Source organism: Rhodococcus sp. 114MFTsu3.1 (assembly GCF_000383555.1).
GTDB classification, from domain to species: domain Bacteria; phylum Actinomycetota; class Actinomycetes; order Mycobacteriales; family Mycobacteriaceae; genus Rhodococcoides; species Rhodococcoides fascians_E.
In genome coordinates this window covers 88818-109488 of sequence record NZ_KB911546.1, presented here as the reverse complement: position 1 = coordinate 109488, position 20671 = coordinate 88818, and the positions used below count along the sequence as shown (strand labels likewise).

The following is a 20671-nucleotide window of genomic DNA, read 5'->3' as shown; positions in this document are numbered from 1 at the left end:
AGACATGGTGTCAGAATCAGCGGGACTGTTCGAGCTCCCAAGTAAGTATGTCGAACTCCAGGTAGAAGCGCGGGCGCTTGCAGAGTCTGTCCGCGATATTGCAGAACGGGCCGACGAGTCGGACAGCATCGATGTGGACGTGCGCAAGCGTCTGCAGGCCACTGGTCTCGCAGGGGTGACGGTGCCGAAGCAGTTCGGAGGCCGGTTCGAGAAGGTCGATTCGCTCGCGGTGACCGTCGTACGCGAGCGTCTCGCTGCCGAATGCGCACACCTCGACTCCCTCTTCGCGATGCAGGGCATCGGCAGCTACGGCCTGTCGGTCGGCGGCACGCCCGCGATGCAGGAGCACTGGCTGCCGCGGGTGGCCAACCTCGATGCCATCGCCGCGCTCGGACTCACCGAGCCGCACGTCGGATCGGACCTCAAGGCGCTGACGACGTCGATCGAGGAAGTCGACGGCCAGCTCGTGGTCAACGGGCACAAGTCCTTCATCACCAACGGCGGAGACGCGGACTTCTACAGCATTCTCGGTCGTGAGGGCGACGGGTACTCGTTGGTGCTGATTCCGGCCGATGCAGCGGGAGTCACCACCGAGCGTCCGCATCAGATCATTGCGCCGCACGTGCTCTCCGACGTGATCTTGAACGACGTTCGTGTGCCGCTCGATCATCGCATCGGCGAACCGGGCAAGGGTTTCTCGCTCGTGCTCGCTACGCTCGCCACGTTCCGTGTGTCGGTCGCGGGCGCAGCCGTAGGCCTGGCCGATGCGGCGCTGAAAGAGGCTGTACGCCATGCAAACAATCGTGAACAGTTCGGCGTCAGTCTGTCCAGGCTCGGCTCGGTGCCCGAGCATCTGGCGACGTGCTGGACCGATATCGAGATGGCACGCTCGCTGACGTACCGAGCCGCCGCGGCGTCGGCGCGCGACGCCAGGGCGAATCTGCACCTGTCCTCGATGGCCAAGGTTGCGGCCACCGAGGTGGCCGGCCGAGTGGTCGATCGCGCCGTTCAGGTGATGGGCCGTTACGGCATCACCCGCGGCAGCGTCATCGAACGCTTGTACCGGGAAGCTCGTCCGATGCGGATCTACGAGGGCTCTACCGAAGTGATTCTGGATTCGCTTGCCAAACAATTGATCAAGGGCGATTTGCTGTAGTACCAGCCCGGTGCGCCCGTCCGAGAATGCTCCGTACTCGGGCGGGCACAGGCATGTCCACAATCCTACGCATGTCACGAAATCGCGCTTGACGCAACGTGATTGATGATTATGATTGGCCTTGATGTGACCACCGTCACGACCATCTCGAGGAGCCCGCCATGTCGTCCCGTTCAGGTATCGAGAACACTCTCAGCCGCTATGCGCTCGGCTACGACGATCATCATCCGGAGATGATCGAAGCGTCGTTCACCAAGGATGCCGTTCTGACGATGAAGATCGCCGATGGCGACCTCATCGGGCCGTTCGACGGACTCGACGCGATCATGGAGCTGATGAACGGCTCGGCGCATTCGCAGTCGGATCAGCGCCGCCATCTGACAACGAACATTCTGATCGACGATATCGATGCCACGCACGCGAAAGTCGTTGCCTATCTGGTGATCATCTCGGTGGCCGAAGGGAAACTGACCGTTCTGTCCAGCGGCAAGTACGAGGACGAGTTCACCGAAGTCGACGGAACCTGGTTGATCTCCAAGCGTCACATCGCACTCGACCTCCCGTACTGAAGGCACTGACATGCTGAATCAGGGATTGATCCCCGCGAAGTGGGCTGCGCTGACGCCGAACCGTCAGGCCGTGTTCGACGTCCCGAACGATCGTCGCATCACCTTCTCCGAACTGGACGAACGTGTCCGACGGCTTGCCAACGGACTGCGAGGCTTGGGCCTGAACAAAGGCGATCGCGTCGCAGTCCTGACCCGCAACAGTGTCGAGTTTCAGGAGCTGTACTTCGCTGCCGGACGGGCAGGACTGGTTCTGCAGCCACTGAATTGGCGTCTCGGGATCAAGCAGCTCATCGGATTGATTTCCGATGCGGCGCCGAAAGTGATCATCACCGCCGCGGAATGGTCCGAGACCAAGCGGGAGCTGCAACGCTCGGTGAACGTCGACAACTGGCTCGAGTTCGGCGCCGACTCCGACGGTTCCTACGACGAACTTCTCGCTCGCTCGAGCGCGGCCGAACCCATCTGGACGCCGTCGATCGGCGGCGACGATCCGTTCTTCATCCTCTACACGGGCGGGACCACCGGCGAATCCAAAGGTGCGATCCACACGCACACCAGTGCCGCCAACGGGATGCTCAATCAGACTGTGGCAGAACGCGTCGTGCCCACCGATGTGTACATGCTCACCGGCCAGATGTACCACATTCCCGTTGTTCTCTCGATGAACTACATGAAGCACGGTTGTCCGGTGGTGCTGGTCAACTTCGAAGCGCAGCAAGCACTCGAGATCATCGAGGCTGAGAAGGTCTCTGCATTCCTTGGCATCACCACGATGCTCAACTGGATGATGGCCGTCCCGAACTTCGCGTCCTACGACTTGAGCAGCCTCCGCAACATCCAATACGGTGGCGGGCCCATGCCGTCGACCATCGTGCGTGCGGCACTCGAGTCGTTCCCCTGCACGCTGATTCAGGGATACGGGCAGACCGAGGGCACGACGATGTCATTCCTGTCCCAGGAAGATCACCTCGCCGCGGTCAAGGGTCACGATGTGCATCGTCTGAAGTCCTGCGGCCGCGAAGGTTTCGTCACCACCATTCGCATCGTCGATGCTTTCGGTGAGGAAGTCCCACGGGACGGCAAGACCCCCGGTGAGATCGTCGTCCGATCGGAATCGAACATGATCGGCTACCTCAATCGGCCGGAACTGACCAAGGACACGCTGCGCGACGGATGGATGTGGACCGGCGACATAGCCACCTGGGACGAGGATCGCTACATCTACATTGTCGACCGAGCCAAGGACATGATCATCTCCGGCGGCGAGAACATCTTCAGCGTTCAGGTCGAAGAAGCTATCGGCGCACACCCGTCCGTGCTCGAATGCGCTGTGATCGGTATCCCCGACGACGAATGGGGTGAGGCCGTCAAAGCCGTCGTCGTGCTCAAACCTGGAACGACGGCCACCGAACAGGACATCATCGACGTAGCCAAGAAGAACCTGGCGTCGTACCAGAAGCCGCGGTCGGTGGACTTCGTCTCGGCGCTGCCCAAGGCGCCTACCGGCAAGATCATGAAACGCGACTTGCGGGCACCCTACTGGGAGGCGGCGGGCCGCAGCGTATGACCGAGGACGAACTGACGGCCCTCGTCGGAACCCGAATGCCGGGCGGTACCAGGACGTTGGAGAACTGGTGGGTCACCCTGGTGCTCGACGCCATGGACTGCGCGCCGGACGACGGGGCCTCGCATCCTACGTTCGTGTTCCTCGTCGCTACCGGATCGATGGGCTGGACGTGGAACGAACTGTTCGACGTCTTCGCCGCAACCGAAGCAGACGGTCCGATGTTCGGCGAGACCGATACGACTGTCCGCACCCCGTTGAAGACAGGGGAGTCCTACACGGTCCGTGGCGAAATCGTCTCGGCGGCGCGCAAGACAGGTAAGAAGACAGGAGTGTTCGACATCGTCGGCTACCGCTTGGACGTGCTCGACGCGCAGGCCGAGCTCGTCGCGTCGACGACCAACTCCATCGTCTTCCCGCGCCGAGGGGAGGTCACGTGAGTATCGAAGTGGGTCAGTCTATCCCGGGCCGCATCATCGAGAGCGTCGATCCGGAGAAGATGAAGCTTCTGTCGGCGCTGATGCGTGACCCCAACCCGATTCATTTCGATCGCGCGGCCGTCGCCGAGCTGGGCATGGGTGACAAGACCGTCAACCAAGGCCCGAGCAACATGGCGTACGTGCTGTCGATGCTCGGCCAGTGGGCCGGGGGCTCCGATCGCATCACTCACTATCGATTCCGATTCCTGGGCAACGTGTTCGAGGGCGACAGGCTCGAGGCATCGGGCAGCGTGACGGCGGTGGCCGAAAGGCCCGACGGACTGCAAGTCGACTGTTCACTGTCCCTGACCGTCATGGGCGGCGCCGAGGTCCTTACCGGAACCGGCACCGTACTACTACCGAAGGACTCCGTATGACCGGAAGGCTCGAAGGTAAAGTAGCATTCATCACCGGCGCGGCACGCGGCCAAGGGCGCTCGCATGCAGTCAGATTGGCGCAGGAAGGCGCCGACATCATCGCCGTGGACATCTGCGAGAACATCGATACGGTCACCCCGTTCTACCCACTTGCCACCGAGGATGAACTGGCCGAGACGGCTGCGCAGGTCGAGGCCCTCGATCGTCGCATCTTCGCCCGTCGAGCCGATGTCCGCGACCTCGATCAGTTGCAGGCAGTGTTCGACGAGGGTGTCGCGGAGTTGGGGCGCGTCGACATCGTTGTCGCCAATGCAGGTATCGCGACCTATGGGCTCTCGTGGGAACTGACGTCGGAGCAGTGGAAGGACATGATCGACGTCAATCTCACCGGTGTCTTTCACACCGCCAAGGTCGCCATTCCTTCGCTGATCGAAGCCGGAAACGGCGGATCCATCGTGTTCACCAGCTCGATCGGCGGGCTCAAAGGCATTCAGCACGTAGCCCATTACGTTGCTGCGAAGCACGGCATCGTCGGATTGATGCGGACGATGGCCAACGAGCTCGGTCAGTACAAGATTCGCGTCAACACCGTGCATCCCACCAACGTCGACACCATCATGATCCAGAACCCGGGGACGTACTCGATGTTCGCGCCGGGAGATCCGGAGCCGACCCAGGACAAGGCCATGGCTGGGTTCATGTCTCTCAACACCCTGCCGGTGCCGTGGATCGACCCTGTCGATATCAGCAATGCCGTGCTCTATCTCTCCAGTGACGAAGGCAGATACGTCACCGGTGTCACTCTGCCCGTGGATGCGGGCGCATACGTCAAGTGAAAGGACCATCATGACAACATCTCTCGTCGACCAAGACCTCGCCTACCGCGCGCAGACGACGTTGACGGCCTATGCCTGGGCAGCCGACTCCGGTGATCTCGATACACTGCGCGATCTGGCGGTCGAGGACATAGCCGTCACACAGACCACCCAGGAGAAGCGCGGGATAGAGAACTTCCTCGACATCTACCGTGCGTTCGCGGCGTCCGAGACCGAGGTGTCACGCCACGTCGTCACCAACACTCTGGTGACGGTAGAGGACGACGGCGTCCGCATCGACGCCTACTTCGAGGCGACCTTGTTCGACCCAGGCAGCACGTCCCGGATCTTCGGTCGCTACTCCGACTCGTTGGTCGAGGTCGACGGAGATCTCAAGATCAAGCACAAGCGAATCTTCGTCGACAGAGTCATGGCGCTGCCGACGTCGACCGCAGCGTTCGTGCCGTACGGGTCCTCCGACTCGTGAGTCGGGTGGGAATCGACGACAACGAGAATCTTTCGTCGGTGCGCGCATCGATCGAGGGGCGCTCGGAGTTGATCGCGACCCAGACCGAGTGCACCTTCGCGTTCACCACCGAAGCAGGCTGGCCCGCGGGCGTCGTCATGAGTTACCTGTTCACCAGGGACAGGTTCTGGTTGACGGCGGCCGCAGGCCGGGCGCACGTTCGCGCAGCGGTGCGCGACTCTCGCGTGAGCTTGGTGATCTCCAATGCCGGCACGTCGTTGCCGGGCCGCCGGATGGTCTCGATTCGAGGCAGGGCCACTGTGCACGAGGACGCTGCGGTGAAAGCATGGTTCTATCCGGAATTCTCGCGGCATCTCGCGCCAGGAGATCCCGACGCCTTCGCGCGACTGCTGGACAGCCCTGAGCGCGTCGTTCTCGAAGTCGAGCCTGTTCGCATCGCCGTCAGCCACGATTCGACGAAGATGCCCGGTGACGGGCGAGGTGGTCGAACCAGTTCTTGATCAGGGGCGGTAGGTGCTCCAGGTGGGCGCGGACTCGGGATAATCCGCTTCGGCGTACCGAGTTTGCGGCCACCTGATCCGCTTGTTCGTGCGGAAGCTCGCACTCATGGCTTCGAACGGCACCGCATACATGAAGGTGACCTCGCGGTGCTGGAATCGCCACTCACCCTCCAGGACGTATCGGTCCGCGTAGCGAAAAGCAGTCAGCATCAACGTGTCTCGCACGGCGAGTTCGGCGTGTCCGGTCATTCGGCCCGTTGCAGTGGTTGGGCTCTCGACGGTGATGAGGTGAATCTCCGGAGTGTGCAGCATGGTGGTGTAGCGGTCCATGCTGCCGATGTAGAACTCTCGGAGCTCGTCGTGGCCACGCAGCGTACTGCCGGCCACTGCGAATGTGGCGTCGGGCGTGTAAATCCCGAGGACCGCATCGATGTCGTGGTCGTCCACCGCCATCGAGTAGGCGCCTGCCAGGTCGCGGATCGCGTCCTTGGCGATCAGTACGTCGAGTCGGTCCATGAGTCTCCTTCCCACGCCCGTCAGCGGCGTGTGTACGCAGCTCTCGCACACACGCCGCTGATCGAGAAGCTGTCAGGCCTCGAACCCCTCCATCTGAGGCGGGGTGAGGGGCGAGATGACGCGGGAGGCGATTTTCCACCCGTCGTCGGTGCGGACGTACGTGTCCTCGTTCAGCGCAATCGCTTTGAACGCCCCACCGCCGTTGGTGTGGCCCTCGGAGAACACGTAGTTGGTACCGTGCGCGGCGGTATCGGAATCGAAGTGCACGATGTGGTTGGTGATGATGTGGAACTGATCCTTCACTTGCTCGGCATCGCGCTCGAAGAAGTCGAGGATTGCCTCGTGCCCTTCGTACTTCGCCAGGCCCACCGGCGTCGCATCCCACACGGCGTCGACGGCGAACGCACTCAGAGCCAGTTTGGGATCGAACTTGTCCAATCCCAACGCGTAGGTATGTGTTGCGGAAATGATCTCACTGACACTCATTCGAGCCTCCTACTCGTCGTACATGATGACGCCGCGGATGTTCTTGCCGTCGCGCATGTCCTGGATGGCCTCGTTGATCTGTTCGAGCTTGTAGGTCTTGGTGACCAGCTCGTCGAGCATGAATTCGCCGCGGCGGTACATGTCGGCGATCAACGGGATGTCGCGGCGGGCCGTCGTGGTTCCGTACAACGTGCCTTGCAGGCGCTTTCCGGACATCGCGAAGGTGAACAGATCGAATGGCACGTCGCGCTGGGTGACCGGGGCCGCAGAGGTGAGCACCAGGGTGCCGCCGCGTCGCGTCATTTCCTGTGCTGGGTTGAGGAGGTGACCGTAGGCGATGTCGACGGTGATGAGCACCTTGTCTGCGCCCTGGCCGTTGGAGAGCGTGTCGACGAGTTCCTTGGCCTGATCCAGGTTTTCGACGGTGTGCGTTGCACCGAAGAGCTTCGCCTGGTCGCGCTTGTACTCGACGGGATCGACGGCGACGATGTTCTTCGCGCCCTTGTGGCGAGCGCCCTGGACGGCGTTCATGCCGACGCCGCCGGTACCGATGACGACGACGGTTTCACCGAGAGCAACCTCGGCCGCGTAGACGGAGGATCCCCAGCCGGTGGGGACACCGCAGCCGATCAACGCAGCCTTGTCGAGGGGAATGTCCTTCCCGATCTTCACGCACGAATCGATGTTGACGACGACGTACGGCGAGAAGGTTCCGAGGAACGAGAAGGGTCCGACGCCCTGACCGCGAGCATGCACGCGATGGGTTCCGTCGGGTGCGAAGCCGGCGAGCACCCCTGCGCCCATCTCGCACATGTTCGAGCGGCCGATGGTGCACATCTGACAGTGCCCGCACGACGGAAGAAACGACAGCACGACGTGGTCGCCGACCTCGAAGCCGGTGACGTCGGGACCGAGCTCCTCGATGACACCTGCACCCTCGTGACCACCGATGATGGGTGCCCAGTCGAGCGGGATGTCGCCGGTGTCGACGTGGTCGTCGCTGTGGCAGATTCCCGAGGCTGCGAGCTTGATGCGCACTTCACGGCTCTTGGGCGGATCGATCTCGATCTCTTCCACACTCCAGCCCGACCGCGTGCCGGGCTCCCAGATCAAGGCTCCGATGGTTTTCACTTCATGCTCCTTCGATGAGACCGAACGATGCTGTCCACGTGCGGCGTTCGATTGATGCGCACCTTTACATGTGACTCCTGTCACCATAACCATGATAATGATTAGTGTAAAGGGTGGGATGTTAGAAAGTGAGTACAGAAAGAGGTGCCGCAGATGGTCGACCATCCGACTAGCCAGACCTTCACACTCGCCTACGGAGACTGCGATGCCATCGGTATCTCGTACTTCGCGATGAACTACCCCTGGATGGAACGCACCTACAGCGTGTGGCTGCATTCCTACGGTCTCGACAGCCACACGATGATGGATGCCATCGGGGTCGGTACGGTCGGATTCGGTTCCGAGTGCACCTATCTCACGTCGTGCCGTGTGTTCGACGAGATCGATTGCGGCATGGAACTCGATCACCTCGGGACCACGTCCTACATCGTCGGATTCCCGTTCACGCGCGTCGGCGAGCGCGTCGCCTACGGCAAGATCAAGTACGCCGTGCGAGGACCCGACGGACTCAAAGCTCCGATTCCCGACGCCCTGCGCGACGCGCTCTCCTCTCTCGGCCGTCCGTGACGGCACAGACCGGAGCCGATATCGCAGGTGTTGCCCACCGGCGGCGAATGCTGGGCGCCGCGACAGCAACAGCGTTTGCTGCACTCGTCGTCGGATCGAACGTGCCCGGGCCGCTGCTTCCGATGTATGCAGACCGGATGGCACTCTCGACGTTCACGGTGTCTGCGCTGTTCGCCACCTATCTCGTGGCATTGGTCGTGACGTTCACCGTGATGGCACGCACGCATCTCACTCGCTATGCGTGGCTGCTGTTGCCGGGGTCCGTGGCCGGCGGGATCGTCGCCGATGTCGCACTGATGATGGGCGGCGATTCCGTCGTCGCACTCTTCGTCGGCAGGTATCTGACCGGCACGTGTGTCGGGGTGGCCACGGGTGCGGCTGCAACCATCGCCGTAGCGGCGCGTGGTGAGAAGGGACGCACCATCGCGGCCTCGGGGGCAATATTCGGGTCGTTCGTCGGTCTGATCCTCGGAGCTGTCACAGCCGAGTACCTTCCGGGCCCGACGACGACTGTCTACGTGATCCACACGGGCCTGCTCGTGACGGTGGTGGCCGTTCTTGTCTTCGCTCTCTATCGCGCGCGAGACATCCTGCGCGCTGCTCTCGTCGAACCTGAATCTGTCGATGCCGAGGCGTTCGACACCGAGCGCGACACCCGCGCTCGCGCCGCGGGTTACGGAATCGGCCTCGCTGGATGGGCGATCGGCGGAATCGCCGTCGGAATCTTGCCGACGGCTGTTCGTGAGCAGACGGAAAGTTCGTCGCTGATCGTCGGCGCCCTCGCACCGGTTGTGTTGCTGTCGATCGCGTGGCTCTCGCCCTTCGTCTTCACCGCTCTACGGACGGCGCTGCGGCCGATCCAGTCGTTGATTCTCATCGCTGCCGGGGCCATCCTGTGCGCGGCCGGGGTGCTCTCGTCGAGCTTGATTCTCGTTCTGGCCGGCTGTGTCTGCTGGGGGCTCGGGCAAGGGTTCGCGTACGCATGCGGGCTCCGGATCTTGACGCGCGGCGCATCTGCCGTCGAGCAGGGGCGTATCGCCTCACGATTCGCCTCGTTCTGTTACGGGTTGACTGCCGTGCTGGCGCTGGTCACCGGTGCGGTGTCGACTGCATGGGGGAGCGCGACGGGGATGGCAACGGCAGGAGTGGTTTTCGTGGTGCTGTGTTCAGTTGTTGCTCTGCTCGGCCACCGCCGATGGGAAGCACCCGCCGAGCCGCTAGGACCAGAACTGCTCCAACCAGGAAGCGTCACCCGCGTGCAGTGACTCCGGCCAGTCCGCCGGCCGCCGATCTCCGTAGGCGCGCATGCTGTTCGGATCACCGAGCCCGTCCGAGTACTCGCTCGTGGGTAGGTAGTACATGTAGGACATCAACCGATCCTGAATCCTCCAGGTGCCGTCGACGCGTCGGTAGAGGTCGCGATATCGCAACGCTGTCACCATGGGTACGTCGTTGCGCACCAACTCCGCATGGCCGACGGCAATCCCGACGGCGCGGTCGTGATCACCGTCGTCGAATCGGATCACATGGCCGTGTGTGACGTGATTCGTCGGCCCGAGCGCGTCGAATCTGCCCTGAAAGACGTCGACGATGGCGTCGATGCCCGACGCCGAGAACACACCGTCGGCGGACCGCATGGTCGCATCGGCGGTGAACAGGGCTCTGATCCCCGTGGTGTTCCGTTCGTCCATGGCGAGGCAGTAGAGAATAGGGAGTTCGCCGATGGCAGTGCGTGATTCGATTCGCTCGAGGCGTGTTTCGACGTCGGAGGTGGGCATCGCGCTGATCTTCTTCCGATTCCGGTATTTCCTGGACAGGACGTCACGGACGACCCATCATGAACTCCATCCATTATATGCGCATGATTACCAGGAAATGAGAGCAACGATGAAAAGGTTTGCTGTCCCGGCGTTGGCCGCGGCTGCGGTACTCGGCATCGCCGGATGTAGCGGCGGAAGCGGCGGAAGCACCGCGTCGGGGGAAATGCCGTCGGAAATCACGCTTTTCTCCGTCACGGACAAGACCGGAACGTTGTCCTATGCCGGGTCCAACCAACTCAAGGGAATCGAGCTGGCGATCGATGAGATCAACGACCAGAAGTACCTGGGGGAGTCGACGGTCAAGCTGGAAAGCCGCGACACCGCAGGAGAAGCGCAGACCGCCGCGAGTCAGGTCACCGAAGCGACCGTAAATCCCAATGTCGCCGCGATCCTCGGCACAGTGACCAGCGCGCAGTCGATCGCCATCGCGCCTCTTGCGCAAGCGGCCAAGGTGCCCATCGTGTTCACCCAGTCCGGCAGCGAAGGCACACTCGTCGGCGAATACACCTACCGTGCAACCGCTCCCATGGCGACCTACTACGACCAGGCGGGTGAGTACCTCCAGCAGGAGGGCGTGAAGACCCTCGGCATTCTGTACAACAGCGCCAACCCGACCTTGACGCAGTTGTCGGAGAAGACCATTCCGGAGATGGCCGACCGGTTCGGCTACACCGTGGCGTCGACGTCCTCGGTGCAGAACACCACCCAGGATTTCACTGCTCCGATCGCGAAGATCCTCGCCGACAACCCCGACGGGATCGCGATCATGATGAACGGCGCCCAGAACGCCACCGCGGTCTCGCAATTGCGTCAAGCCGGTTACGACGGAACTCTGGTCACGCACACTGGTTCCGGTGCAGGTAATCTCACGCCCGCGGGGCCGGCAGGCGCGGGCATGACCTGGCCCACCGATTTCACCTACCACGGCACCAATCCCGCGACGCAGGAGTTCGTCGCCGCCTACCGCGCCAAGTACAACGGCGAGAACCCGAACAACTATGCAGCCGAGGGGTACGACGCTGCGTGGATGATCGCCCACGCCATCGAGAAGTCCGGTGGTGCGTCGCGCGAGGACATCCAGAACGGTTTGCAGCAGGTCGTGGCCGAGGGCTTCACCGGCGCAGAAGGTGACGTCACCTTCGAGGGCAACGACATGCGAGTCAAAGGCGCGGTCGTGCAGTGGAACGGCACCGAGGAAGTTCTGCTGTCCGAGAAGTAGCTTTCTACTCCGGGTCCGGGAAGACGGCCTTCCTCTTCTGAAGGAAGGCCGTCGCACCCTCGATCATGTCAGGGCTGCCGACCGCCTGGTTGAGCATGCCGAGTCCTGTCGAGAACGAGTCGCGTGCTGCGTTCCACCACACGTTGGAGCTGATCTTGGTGATCTCGAGGTAGCGGGGACTCAACGCAGAAATCTCGTCGCACCATCCCCGGACCGTCTCCTCCAGCTTGTCGTCGTCGACCACCTCGTTGACCAGACCCAGATCCAACGCCTGCTGTGCGGAATAGCGTCGGCAGAGCATGGCCATCTCCTTGGCGCGCTTCTCGCCGATCTGAACGCCCATCACGTTGGTGGCTCCGGTGACCGGGGAGCTTCCGACGCGCGGGCCGGTCTGGCCGAAGGTTGCCGAGCGGGCAGCAACAGCCAGGTCGCACGCGACGATCAGCTCGTTCCCACCGCCTGCGGCGGCGCCGTTGACGGCGGCGATCACCGGCCGTGGGCAGTTGCGGATGGAGTCGAACAGACGCAACGAGCCCCGGTACAGCCTGCGCATCTCCTTCGGCGTCGGCTCGCTGAGCTTGGCCAATGACCCGCCCGCGCAGAAGCTGCCTCCCGATCCGGTGATGACGACCGAGCGATAGCCGGAGGCGTCGTCGAGTGCGTCGGCAATCGCGGCCGACATCTCGGGGTCGAATGCATTGCGCCGCTCGGGCCTGTTGAGGCGGATCCAGAGCGTGGCCGGTGTACTTTCGATGATTACGTCAGGCATGAACGTTCCTGTTCGTCGGCGTGGGGGTTGAAGAAGTTGTAAAGCGGGGAACTGCGGTTTTGTGGTCGAAGACCAGCTCGGGCTTTATTGTTATAATCAATCGCCTTGATTTACGGGGCGTCCGCGGGCAGCGTTGTCGTCCGCGCGAAGCTGGGAGGACACACTCATGACCGTGACCAATCGCGCTCCCAAGGCGGCGATGGTGATCGCTCAACAGATCATCCGTGACACGCTGCGCCAGGGCCTCACCGTCGGCAATCTTCTTCCGCCCGAGAAGGCGATGCTCGAGAAGTATCAGATCGGCCGAGGAACGCTGCGTGAGGCGCTTCGCCTGCTCGAGTTTCAGGGAGTCATTGCGCTCAAGCCGGGACCCAAAGGTGGTCCGGTCCTGCTCGACCCCGACGCCTCGCATTTGGCCAGCACCGTCATCCTGCTCATGCAGCTCAAGAACGCGCCGTTCAAGGCCATCGCCGAAGCGCGCGTGGCGATGGAGCCGATGATCAGTAGGTTGGCCGCCGAACGCATCACCGACGAGTCTCTTGGCCAGCTCAACGGCACCATCGAAGCGATGCGCGATTCCCTCGACGATCAGTACATCTTCCTCGAGGCCAACAAGCAGTTCCACGACATCATCGCCTGGTCGTCGGGTAATCCGCTGTTCGGCTACCTCGTGGACTCGCTGCTCGGGATCATGGACGGCACGATCATCGGCATCGACTATCCGGCGCCTCGTCGCGCCGCGATCCTGACAGCTCATCAATCGATCTACGACTCTCTCCTCGCGCACGATCCAGGCCTCTCGCAGGACCGGATGGCGCAGCACATCAACGAGTACGTTCGGTACGCCGAGCGGAAGTTCCCCGACGTCATGGGCTCGGTCATTCAGTGGGATCGGGCTCTGTAACGCTGCTGGTGGCCTGTGCTGGCGGGTATGGTCGGGCCGCCAGGAGAGCGCCCGACCATCCCCGCTGCTGCACTGCGCTCAACCGACAGTGATGGCCCGCTCCGGGCAGCTGTCCGCGCCTGCCCTGGCCTCCCCGAGGTGGTCGGGTTCTTGCCCTTCGGGCAGCACGTAGGCATGTCCGTCCTCGTCGCGCAGGGCGAAGACCTGCGGTGACGTCATTTGGCACAGGCCGTGCCCCTGGCACTGGAACTCGTCGACCGATACGTTCACGACTCCTCCTTCGAAGCGCTCTTTGTTTACAGCCACTCCAGTGACTTGAACTATAAGCTGGTCACCGTTGTGATGTTGACAACATTGTAATCTAGTATAACCATTATCAGAACAAGGCCCGAATGGTTGCGCCAGATTTCGCTTGCAGGAGGAAACACAGACATGACGGAAAGCGGCCGTTGCCCGGTCATCCACTTCGACCACAACTCGCAGGAACACTCCGCTGACCCTGTCGGCTCCTACCGCAAGCTCAGGAACGCGGAGAAGCGCGGTTGGTCCGAAGCGCACGGCGGCTACTGGGTTCTCTCCGATTACGACGCTGTCTTCGACGCGTCTCGCGACGACGACACGTTCTCCTCGGCGCGTAACGAATACGGCGGCGAGGGCTTGTCGGTGGTCATTCCCAAAACGCCCATGCACTTTCACATCCCGATCGAGTTGGATCCGCCGGAGTTTCGTAAGTACCGCAAGATCGTCAACCCCATCACTTCTCCAGCTGCCGTCGAAAAGATGAAGGATCTGGTCGAGCACCACACCACCGCCTTCATCGACAGCGTCATCGAGGCGGGCGAATGCGACTTCACCTCCGTCATCGGCGTTCCGGCCATCGTCACGGTCGACTGGCTCGGCCTCGGCATCGAAGACTGGAAGACCTACGCGGCCGCGCACCACGAGGCTCTCGCTGGGGTACCGGGAACTCCGCACTACGAGCATGCGATGAAAGTCGACTTCCCGTATCTGTCTGCCAAGATGCGCTCGGTCATTGCCGATCGACGCGAGAACCCGACCGACGATGTCATCAGCTATCTCGTGCAGCAGGAGGTCGACGGCCGCGTCCTCGACGACTTCGAGGTGTTCGCGATGGTCGAGCTGTTGGTCGCGGGCGGCACGGGAACGACGGCCTCACTGGTCAGCCAGACCCTCGTCTGGCTTGCCGACCATACCGACGTACGGAAGCGGCTCATCGACGACCCGTCGCTCATGGACCACGCCGTCGAAGAATTCCTCCGGTTCTTCTCGCCGACGCAGGCGCTCGCCCGCACGGTCACCGACGACGTCGAATTCAAGGGATGCCCGATGAAGAAGGGCGACCGTGTGCTTCTGTCCTGGGCGTCGGCGAACCGCGACGAAGAGCTGTTCGAGAACCCCGACGAGATCGACATCGACCGCTGGCCCAACCGCCACACCGCATTCGGAATCGGGGTGCATCGATGCTCCGGTTCGCACCTCGGTCGTCTGATGGCCAAGACGCTGTTGACGCAGATCCTCGACCGTATGCCGGATTACACGATCGAGCGCGACAAGCTGGAGCGTTACCCGCACCAGGGCACCAACATGGGCTGGCAGCGGATTCCGGCGCACTTCACACCCGGAAAACGAATCCTGGCCGACGGCGAGGCGCTCGCCGCCGCCACCGCACCCGCAGCCCCGATGTACTGATGAAAGTTGTCATCGTCGGGGGCGGTCTCGCCGGAGCACGGTCCTGTGAAACGTTGCGTGCGCGCGGTTTCGAAGGGGAGATCGTGCTTCTTGCTGCCGAGAAGCACCTACCGTACGACCGTCCCCCTCTCACCAAGGCTGCGTTGAAGGGCGAGCTGAACACACAGTTGCGCACCGACTACGACGACTTGAACGTCGATGTCCGTATCGGTAGCGCCGCAACAGGACTCGACACTTCGGCCAGGCAGGTCCACACAGCAGGCGGGCCGATCGAGTACGACGCCTTGATCATTGCGACGGGCGCCGCACCCATCCGCGTGCCTGGTAGCGATCGGCAGACGGCCGTGCGCACCGTCGACGATTCCCATGCGCTCCGCGAGAAGCTCGTTCCCGGAGCGAAAATCGTTCTCGTCGGCGCAAGTTGGATCGGCGCGGAGGTCGCGACGGCGGCTCTTGCTGCCGGCGCCGAGGTAACCTGCATCGAGTATGGTCCCGCGCCGCTCGGGAATGCACTGGGTGAGGAAGTCGGCAAGCGATTCGTCGACTGGTGGTCGGAGGTGGACCTGCGTCTCGGGGTCGGCGTTCGCGAAGTCACCGACACCGGCGTCACGCTGACCACCGGCGAGGAGATTCCAGCCGATGTCGTCGTCGCCGGAGTCGGCGTCAGGCCGGATGTGGCGTGGTTGGAAGGATCGGGACTCGACATCGATCGCGGGGTCGTCGTCGACGAGAACCTGCGAACGTCCGATCCCCACGTATTCGCAGTCGGTGACGTCGCGGTGCGCTGGTCTCCACGTTCGAGCACGTCTTTGCTCGTCGAGCATTGGGACGACGCAAGAACCGGTCCCGACGCGATCGCCCAGACCCTGACGGGCGGCGAACCCGTCGCTCACGATCCGGTCCCGTACTTCTGGAGTGATCAATTCGGTCACAAGCTCCAGTACGTCGGTCACCACGCAGCCACCGACACAGTCGTCGTTCGTGACGGCGTGGACGGGAGATGGGCAGCGGCGTGGATCGACGACACAGGGCTGCTCACAGCACATCTCAGTATCGACACGCCAAAGCTCATGATCGGCGCACGCGCTGCTATTTCCGCAGGCGCACGGCCCGATGCAACGGCGCTTCGCGATATCGACCGACCGCTCAGCTAAATCCGTTCGGCAACAACAGGAGTGATGTACCGATGACCGCTACAGTCCCCACCGCCACGACCCTGAAGAGCTACGACAAACTGTTCATCGGTGGAAAGTGGGTGGAGCCGTCCAGCGACAAGGTGATCGACGTCGTCTCCCCGATCACCGAGGAACTGCTCGCGACGGTCCCCGAAGCGCAGCCCGCCGACATCGACAAGGCCGTCGCTGCCGCACGGAAAGCGTTCGACGAAGGCCCATGGCCGCGTCTCACCGCCGCCGAACGGGCGAAGTACCTCATCCGCATCCAAGAAGAGGTGGAGAAACGATTCGACGCCATGGCAACCGCGTTCACCGCCGAGATCGGCGCACCCGCGGGCGCGAGCGTCGCATTCCACAACAACGCCCTCAAGATGTGGGGTGACGCCTCCACCCTCCACGAACGATTCGAATTCGAGGAAGAGCGCAGCTGGCCCGAAGGCCACGGCAAACTCGTCCGCGAGCCGATCGGCGTCGTTGCAACGATCATCCCGTGGAACGGCCCGGTCGCCACGGCCTCGCTGAAGATCGCGCCTGCTCTCGCTGCCGGTTGTACGGTCGTGCTCAAGCCTGCACCCGAAGGTCCGGTCAGTACCATGCTGCTCGCCGAGGCACTCGAAGCAGCAGGTCTGCCCGAGGGCGTCATCTCGCTGCTACCGGGCGGCCGCGAGACCGGCGAGTACCTGGTGCGGCACAAAGACGTCGACAAGATTTCGTTCACCGGATCGACCATCGCCGGACGAAAGATCATGAGCATCTGCGGCGAGCGCATCGCACGGGTCACCCTGGAACTGGGTGGAAAGTCTGCCGGCATCATCGCCGACGACATCGCTCTCGACAAGGTGTTCCCCGGCCTTGCGTTCGCAGGTATCGGCCACAGCGGGCAGGTCTGCGCTGCCATCACCCGCATCGTCGTCCCGCGTCACCGTCAGGACGAGGTGGTGGAGACCATCAAGACGATCTTCGAGTCGGTGTCCGTCGGCGACCCACGTGAGGACAGCACCGTCATCGGACCACTCGCCGCCGAGCGACAGCGCACCCGCGTGCTCGACTACATCGAGGTCGGCAAGGCCGAAGGTGCCAGGCTCGTGACCGGTGGTGGACGCCCGGCCGGACTGGACAAGGGCTGGTACGTCGAGCCGACGCTGTTCGCCGACGTCACCAACGACATGCGCATTGCGCAGGAGGAAATCTTCGGTCCGGTCGTCGTGGTGATCCCGTTCGACGATGTCGAGGAGGCCGTCGCCATCGCCAACGATTCCGATTACGGACTCTCCGGAGCCGTCTACGCCGAGGACGCCGCGCTCGCGGAAAGCGTTGCCCGACGCGTCCGCACCGGACAGATCTCGATCAACGGCTGGGACATGTGCGTCACGCAGCCGTTCGGTGGATACAAGCAGTCCGGTTTGGGGCGCGAAGGCAATGTCGAAGGCTTGAGTTCGTTCCTCGAGACCAAGCTGATTCAGTTCGCGAACTAGCCTGCCCCACGAAAAGGGCCCCTCTCTCGAGAGGGGCCCTTTTCTCAGGATTACGCCGGTACGTCGACTCTGACCGAAAGTAGGCTCGCATCTCGGGTGTCCTGGCGTGCATGCTCCGAGGAGGACGGTGCAGCACACGCGAACAGCGTCCGTCCGTCCTGCCCGCCGAGCATGCAGGCGAAAACACCTGTCGGGAAGACTTTCTCTTCGACGATCTCCCCGCCTTCCATGACACGAATCAACTTCTGATGGAGGGCATCGGCAACCCAGATTGCACCTTCGGAGTCGAGCCCGATGCCGTCCGGTGCGACCTGTGCTGCGCGCATCGCGTCCTTGACCGTGGTGCGGGGAACCTCGGCGCCGAACGCCGCCCAGGTGCGCCGGTTCGACAAGCCACCATCGTCGGCGATGTCGAAGGCGGTCAACCGGTTGCCCATGGACTCGGCGACGACCAGGGTTCGGTCCTTCGTGATGACGGATCCGTTGGGGAACAGCAGATCTCCGGCCGCGATGTCGGCGTCTCCATTGGGAGCCACATGGATGAGTACTGCAGATTCGACGTACGACCTGCTGCGAAACTCGAATCCGAACGTGCTGATGTAGGCATGCCCGCGTTCGTCGACGACCATGTCGTTCAACTTGCCGGTGGCAAGGTGGGCCACGTCGGCGTGGGTGACGAGGCTGCCATCGTTCTCGCGTCGTAGCACGAGCCCATCGACCATCGAGACGATCAGCAGACGGCCGTCGGGTAGCCAGCCGAGACCGGAGGGGCGGTCGGTCAGGGTCGCCTCGACGCGAACATCACCCTCGTCACCGATCGAAAGTACCTCGTGAGCATAGAGATCCGAGATCCAGATTCGTCCGTCGTGCCAGCGCGGGCATTCCAGGAATGCCCGGTCGGTGACGATGGTGCTGATGTCGGTAGTGCTGGTCATTGTTCCAATCCTTTTCGTGTCGATCTCTATGGTGTCAAGAATCCGCCGTCGACGGCGATGGTTTGTCCGGTGACGAACGAGGCTGCGTCCGAGCACAGCCACAGTGAGGTTCGAGCGACCTCGTCCGGGGCTCCGAGCCGGCCCAGCGGCGTGCGAGTCTTGGTGTCGGACTCAGCGGTTTCCCCGCGTCGTGCGCGCGCCTGCCGCAGCATCGGAGTGTCGATCGGACCAGGACAGACCGTGTTGACGCGGATTCCGGCAGAGGCGTACTCGAGTGCCGCGGTGTTGCTCAGGCCAACTACGGCGTGCTTGGTTGCGGTGTACCCTGGTGAACCTGCCAGCGCTCGAAGCGATCTGACCGAACCGATATTGACGATGGAACCACCGCGATCGGCGTCGAGCATTGCTCTGATCTGGAACTTCATGCACAGCAGGACCGAGGTGAGATTGACCGTCAGCATTCGGGCGAACTCGGCCTCGTCGACATCGACGATGCAATGACGATCGGGAGCGATGGCTGCATTGTTGACGGCGAAATCGAGGCGGCCGAAGCTGCTGATGGTGGCGTCGACCATATTGTGAATCTGCCCGGAGTCGGCGACGTCTACCTGTACGAACTCGGCTCGTGCACCGAGTGCTTCGATCTCGGCAACCGTAGTCTTCCCAGCAGTCTCATCGAGGTCGGCGGCGACGACATCTGCGCCTTCCCTCGCGAAGGCGAGGGCCGTTGCGTTGCCCATCCCGGCGCCTGCACCGGTGACCAGTGCGGTTCTACCCTTCACGCGGATACCGAGCGACGAACGCCTGGCGTGAACGTTGCTGGGAGCGAACGGAAGCCCACGTTGACGCCCTGCCTGATGTAGCGCTGCATCTTGGACTCGTCGATGGCGAAGTCCGGCATCCGTTCGAGGATCTGGCCGATGAGTGAACGCGCCATGGCCCGGCCGAGATGGGAACCGGCGCAACGATGTACTCCCACCCCGAAGGCCGTGTGACGGTTGGGCCAGCGCTCGATGTCCAGCTCGTCGGGATTCTCGAAGCCGGCGGCCTCGTCGCGGTTCGCCGACGCCCAGGACAACAGAACTCGGTCGCCCTCACGCATCGGGCATCCCTTGAACTCGATGTCCTGAGTGACGGTACGGGCCAGGGCCTGAGTGGGCGAGAAGTACCGAAGAAACTCCTCGACCGCATGGTCCAGCAGGGATGGATCGTCGATCAGCTTCTGCCGAGCGTCGTGATGTTGATGCAGCCAGACGAGAGCCTGGCTGACCAACGATGCGGTCGTTCCGACACCGCCGGAGATGAGCAACTCGACGATGGAGAAGACCTCGTCGTCGGTGATGGGACGGTCGTCGATCGACTGCTGAACGAGGAAGCTGATGGCGTCGTCGGTCGGGTTCTCGCGGCGAGCTGCGATGATCTCTCGCATCTGCGCGGAACACGCAGGAAGGTCCACCTCCACTGCCTGCTTGAACTCCGCGCTGTCCTGGGGAGATGCAAGAGTTGCTCGGTGCGCGGAGGAGTACCGGCGCCACTCGTCGGTGGGGATACCAAGCCAGTCGATCGTGACGATCGACGGCACCCCGATGATGTCCGAGAAGTCGCACTCGCCCGCTTCGATCACTTCGTCGATGAACCAGGTCGTGTAGTGCGCGATCATGTCCGTCATCCGGCCGACGGCCGCGGGCGCGGTGATCAGATTGACGATCTTTCGATACTTCCGGAACTCCGGCGGATCGAGCTCGATCGGGATGTGCTGATGCATAGGGGTCTTGGGGATGACCACCGACAGTCCGTCGCCACCGGAGGGGGTTCTGCGCGAGGTGAAGATGTCGTCGTCGCGAGCGGCCTCGAAGACTGCGTCGTATCCGGCGAGAACCCAGTAGCCTCCGTTGGCCTCACTCCATGCGACGTCGTGCTTGGATCGAAACTCTCGGTACGAGCCGATCGGGTCTGCGGAGTGCTCGGGTGAATTGTGATCGAAATGGGCTATTGGGCAACGTGACTGATCTGCCAT

The 20671-nt window shown here is 62.7% G+C and carries 24 protein-coding genes; 15 read left to right on the top strand and 9 right to left on the bottom strand.

What is annotated here, in order from left to right; all coding sequences use genetic code 11:
• Positions 1 to 4: 4 nt before the first annotated feature.
• The 8 genes from H292_RS0106320 to H292_RS0106285 all read left to right on the top strand — a co-directional run bounded on the left by H292_RS0106320 (position 5) and on the right by H292_RS0106285 (position 5947).
• On the top strand, positions 5 to 1156 hold the full coding sequence (locus H292_RS0106320) for an acyl-CoA dehydrogenase family protein (protein ID WP_080748779.1): 1152 nt from the start codon (positions 5 to 7) through the stop codon (positions 1154 to 1156).
• 161 nt (positions 1157 to 1317) lie between these two features.
• Positions 1318 to 1725 carry a nuclear transport factor 2 family protein gene (locus H292_RS0106315; RefSeq protein WP_020110873.1) on the top strand — a complete coding sequence of 136 codons (408 nt, stop codon included), beginning with the start codon at positions 1318 to 1320 and terminating at the stop codon, positions 1723 to 1725.
• Between the two features lie 10 nt (positions 1726 to 1735).
• Complete coding sequence (locus H292_RS0106310; protein ID WP_020110872.1) at positions 1736 to 3292, top strand: class I adenylate-forming enzyme family protein; 1557 nt, start codon at positions 1736 to 1738, stop codon at positions 3290 to 3292.
• Positions 3289 to 3729 carry a hypothetical protein gene (locus tag H292_RS0106305; RefSeq protein ID WP_019663166.1) on the top strand — a complete coding sequence of 147 codons (441 nt, stop codon included), beginning with the start codon at positions 3289 to 3291 and terminating at the stop codon, positions 3727 to 3729. Before H292_RS0106310 ends, H292_RS0106305 begins: the two co-directional genes overlap by 4 nt.
• Positions 3726 to 4145: a MaoC family dehydratase gene (locus H292_RS0106300; RefSeq protein ID WP_020110871.1), complete on the top strand. Its 420-nt coding sequence runs from the start codon at positions 3726 to 3728 to the stop codon at positions 4143 to 4145. The genes H292_RS0106305 and H292_RS0106300 overlap by 4 nt, the downstream gene beginning before the upstream one ends.
• Positions 4142 to 4981, top strand: a complete 840-nt coding sequence (locus tag H292_RS0106295) for a mycofactocin-coupled SDR family oxidoreductase (RefSeq protein WP_020110870.1) — start codon at positions 4142 to 4144, stop codon at positions 4979 to 4981. The genes H292_RS0106300 and H292_RS0106295 overlap by 4 nt, the downstream gene beginning before the upstream one ends.
• Before the next feature lie 10 nt (positions 4982 to 4991).
• Complete coding sequence (locus tag H292_RS0106290; protein WP_019663169.1) at positions 4992 to 5447, top strand: nuclear transport factor 2 family protein; 456 nt, start codon at positions 4992 to 4994, stop codon at positions 5445 to 5447.
• Positions 5444 to 5947, top strand: a complete 504-nt coding sequence (locus H292_RS0106285) for a pyridoxamine 5'-phosphate oxidase family protein (protein ID WP_019663170.1) — start codon at positions 5444 to 5446, stop codon at positions 5945 to 5947. The genes H292_RS0106290 and H292_RS0106285 overlap by 4 nt, the downstream gene beginning before the upstream one ends.
• Here H292_RS0106285 and H292_RS0106280 read toward each other — a convergent pair whose 3' ends face one another.
• The 3 genes from H292_RS0106280 to H292_RS0106270 all read right to left on the bottom strand — a co-directional run bounded on the left by H292_RS0106280 (position 5948) and on the right by H292_RS0106270 (position 8080).
• Positions 5948 to 6463 carry a nuclear transport factor 2 family protein gene (locus tag H292_RS0106280; RefSeq protein WP_020110869.1) on the bottom strand — a complete coding sequence of 172 codons (516 nt, stop codon included), beginning with the start codon at positions 6461 to 6463 and terminating at the stop codon, positions 5948 to 5950.
• Positions 6464 to 6535: 72 nt separating this feature from the next.
• Positions 6536 to 6949 carry a nuclear transport factor 2 family protein gene (locus tag H292_RS0106275; RefSeq protein WP_020110868.1) on the bottom strand — a complete coding sequence of 138 codons (414 nt, stop codon included), beginning with the start codon at positions 6947 to 6949 and terminating at the stop codon, positions 6536 to 6538.
• A gap of 9 nt (positions 6950 to 6958) precedes the next feature.
• Positions 6959 to 8080 carry an NDMA-dependent alcohol dehydrogenase gene (locus tag H292_RS0106270; protein WP_020110867.1) on the bottom strand — a complete coding sequence of 374 codons (1122 nt, stop codon included), beginning with the start codon at positions 8078 to 8080 and terminating at the stop codon, positions 6959 to 6961.
• A 153-nt stretch (positions 8081 to 8233) separates the two neighbouring features.
• Between H292_RS0106270 and H292_RS0106265 the strand changes: the two genes are divergently transcribed.
• A complete protein-coding gene (locus H292_RS0106265; protein ID WP_020110866.1) occupies positions 8234 to 8647 on the top strand; it encodes an acyl-CoA thioesterase in 414 nt (137 codons plus the stop codon).
• Positions 8644 to 9912, top strand: coding sequence for an MFS transporter (locus H292_RS0106260; RefSeq protein ID WP_230621061.1), 1269 nt, complete (start codon positions 8644 to 8646; stop codon positions 9910 to 9912). The genes H292_RS0106265 and H292_RS0106260 overlap by 4 nt, the downstream gene beginning before the upstream one ends.
• Here H292_RS0106260 and H292_RS0106255 read toward each other — a convergent pair.
• Positions 9865 to 10425: a nuclear transport factor 2 family protein gene (locus H292_RS0106255; protein ID WP_020110864.1), complete on the bottom strand. Its 561-nt coding sequence runs from the start codon at positions 10423 to 10425 to the stop codon at positions 9865 to 9867. The genes H292_RS0106260 and H292_RS0106255 overlap by 48 nt on opposite strands.
• 109 nt (positions 10426 to 10534) lie before the next feature.
• On the opposite strand from H292_RS0106255, the gene H292_RS0106250 reads away from it, so the two are divergent.
• Complete coding sequence (locus H292_RS0106250) at positions 10535 to 11686, top strand: ABC transporter substrate-binding protein (RefSeq protein WP_027498647.1); 1152 nt, start codon at positions 10535 to 10537, stop codon at positions 11684 to 11686.
• A 4-nt stretch (positions 11687 to 11690) separates the two neighbouring features.
• On the opposite strand, the gene H292_RS0106245 is transcribed toward H292_RS0106250, so the two are convergent.
• Positions 11691 to 12455 (bottom strand): enoyl-CoA hydratase/isomerase family protein, encoded by a 765-nt coding sequence (locus tag H292_RS0106245; RefSeq protein WP_020110862.1) that lies wholly within the window; start codon positions 12453 to 12455, stop codon positions 11691 to 11693.
• Between the two features lie 166 nt (positions 12456 to 12621).
• Here H292_RS0106245 and H292_RS0106240 point away from each other — a divergent pair, with 166 nt between their 5' ends.
• The gene (locus H292_RS0106240) at positions 12622 to 13359 is read left to right on the top strand and encodes a FadR/GntR family transcriptional regulator (RefSeq protein ID WP_019663179.1); all 738 of its coding nucleotides are present in this window, start codon (positions 12622 to 12624) and stop codon (positions 13357 to 13359) included.
• 78 nt (positions 13360 to 13437) lie between these two features.
• On the opposite strand, the gene H292_RS0106235 is transcribed toward H292_RS0106240, so the two are convergent.
• Positions 13438 to 13629, bottom strand: coding sequence for a ferredoxin (locus H292_RS0106235; protein ID WP_019663180.1), 192 nt, complete (start codon positions 13627 to 13629; stop codon positions 13438 to 13440).
• 162 nt (positions 13630 to 13791) lie between these two features.
• Here H292_RS0106235 and H292_RS0106230 point away from each other — a divergent pair, with 162 nt between their 5' ends.
• Genes H292_RS0106230 through H292_RS0106220 form a run of 3 tightly spaced genes read left to right on the top strand, consistent with a single transcriptional unit; the run spans position 13792 to position 17719 of the window.
• Positions 13792 to 15069, top strand: coding sequence for a cytochrome P450 (locus H292_RS0106230; protein WP_020110861.1), 1278 nt, complete (start codon positions 13792 to 13794; stop codon positions 15067 to 15069).
• Complete coding sequence (locus H292_RS0106225) at positions 15069 to 16223, top strand: NAD(P)/FAD-dependent oxidoreductase (RefSeq protein ID WP_020110860.1); 1155 nt, start codon at positions 15069 to 15071, stop codon at positions 16221 to 16223. The genes H292_RS0106230 and H292_RS0106225 overlap by 1 nt, the downstream gene beginning before the upstream one ends.
• A gap of 32 nt (positions 16224 to 16255) precedes the next feature.
• Positions 16256 to 17719, top strand: a complete 1464-nt coding sequence (locus tag H292_RS0106220; protein WP_019663183.1) for an aldehyde dehydrogenase — start codon at positions 16256 to 16258, stop codon at positions 17717 to 17719.
• A 50-nt stretch (positions 17720 to 17769) separates the two neighbouring features.
• On the opposite strand, the gene H292_RS0106215 is transcribed toward H292_RS0106220, so the two are convergent.
• Genes H292_RS0106215 through H292_RS0106205 form a run of 3 tightly spaced genes read right to left on the bottom strand, consistent with a single transcriptional unit; the run spans position 17770 to position 20671 of the window.
• Complete coding sequence (locus H292_RS0106215; RefSeq protein WP_019663184.1) at positions 17770 to 18654, bottom strand: SMP-30/gluconolactonase/LRE family protein; 885 nt, start codon at positions 18652 to 18654, stop codon at positions 17770 to 17772.
• 26 nt (positions 18655 to 18680) lie between these two features.
• Complete coding sequence (locus tag H292_RS0106210) at positions 18681 to 19436, bottom strand: SDR family NAD(P)-dependent oxidoreductase (protein ID WP_020110859.1); 756 nt, start codon at positions 19434 to 19436, stop codon at positions 18681 to 18683.
• Positions 19433 to 20671, bottom strand: a complete 1239-nt coding sequence (locus H292_RS0106205) for a cytochrome P450 (RefSeq protein WP_020110858.1) — start codon at positions 20669 to 20671, stop codon at positions 19433 to 19435. Before H292_RS0106205 ends, H292_RS0106210 begins: the two co-directional genes overlap by 4 nt.

What these genes read in the sequence shown, in the direction of transcription:
- H292_RS0106230 (WP_020110861.1), top strand. Translation starts at nt 13,792, where the DNA reads ATGACGGAAAGCGGCCGTTGCCCGGTCATCCACTTCGACCACAACTCG.
- H292_RS0106250 (WP_027498647.1), top strand. Translation starts at nt 10,535, where the DNA reads ATGAAAAGGTTTGCTGTCCCGGCGTTGGCCGCGGCTGCGGTACTCGGC.
- H292_RS0106225 (WP_020110860.1), top strand. Translation starts at nt 15,069, where the DNA reads ATGAAAGTTGTCATCGTCGGGGGCGGTCTCGCCGGAGCACGGTCCTGT.
- H292_RS0106295 (WP_020110870.1), top strand. Translation starts at nt 4,142, where the DNA reads ATGACCGGAAGGCTCGAAGGTAAAGTAGCATTCATCACCGGCGCGGCA.
- H292_RS0106255 (WP_020110864.1), bottom strand. Translation starts at nt 10,425, where the DNA reads ATGCCCACCTCCGACGTCGAAACACGCCTCGAGCGAATCGAATCACGC.
- H292_RS0106265 (WP_020110866.1), top strand. Translation starts at nt 8,234, where the DNA reads ATGGTCGACCATCCGACTAGCCAGACCTTCACACTCGCCTACGGAGAC.
- H292_RS0106305 (WP_019663166.1), top strand. Translation starts at nt 3,289, where the DNA reads ATGACCGAGGACGAACTGACGGCCCTCGTCGGAACCCGAATGCCGGGC.
- H292_RS0106205 (WP_020110858.1), bottom strand. Translation starts at nt 20,671, where the DNA reads ATGGCAGATCAGTCACGTTGCCCAATAGCCCATTTCGATCACAATTCA.
- H292_RS0106275 (WP_020110868.1), bottom strand. Translation starts at nt 6,949, where the DNA reads ATGAGTGTCAGTGAGATCATTTCCGCAACACATACCTACGCGTTGGGA.
- H292_RS0106320 (WP_080748779.1), top strand. Translation starts at nt 5, where the DNA reads ATGGTGTCAGAATCAGCGGGACTGTTCGAGCTCCCAAGTAAGTATGTC.
- H292_RS0106310 (WP_020110872.1), top strand. Translation starts at nt 1,736, where the DNA reads ATGCTGAATCAGGGATTGATCCCCGCGAAGTGGGCTGCGCTGACGCCG.
- H292_RS0106220 (WP_019663183.1), top strand. Translation starts at nt 16,256, where the DNA reads ATGACCGCTACAGTCCCCACCGCCACGACCCTGAAGAGCTACGACAAA.
- H292_RS0106280 (WP_020110869.1), bottom strand. Translation starts at nt 6,463, where the DNA reads ATGGACCGACTCGACGTACTGATCGCCAAGGACGCGATCCGCGACCTG.
- H292_RS0106315 (WP_020110873.1), top strand. Translation starts at nt 1,318, where the DNA reads ATGTCGTCCCGTTCAGGTATCGAGAACACTCTCAGCCGCTATGCGCTC.
- H292_RS0106290 (WP_019663169.1), top strand. Translation starts at nt 4,992, where the DNA reads ATGACAACATCTCTCGTCGACCAAGACCTCGCCTACCGCGCGCAGACG.
- H292_RS0106245 (WP_020110862.1), bottom strand. Translation starts at nt 12,455, where the DNA reads ATGCCTGACGTAATCATCGAAAGTACACCGGCCACGCTCTGGATCCGC.
- H292_RS0106215 (WP_019663184.1), bottom strand. Translation starts at nt 18,654, where the DNA reads ATGACCAGCACTACCGACATCAGCACCATCGTCACCGACCGGGCATTC.
- H292_RS0106240 (WP_019663179.1), top strand. Translation starts at nt 12,622, where the DNA reads ATGACCGTGACCAATCGCGCTCCCAAGGCGGCGATGGTGATCGCTCAA.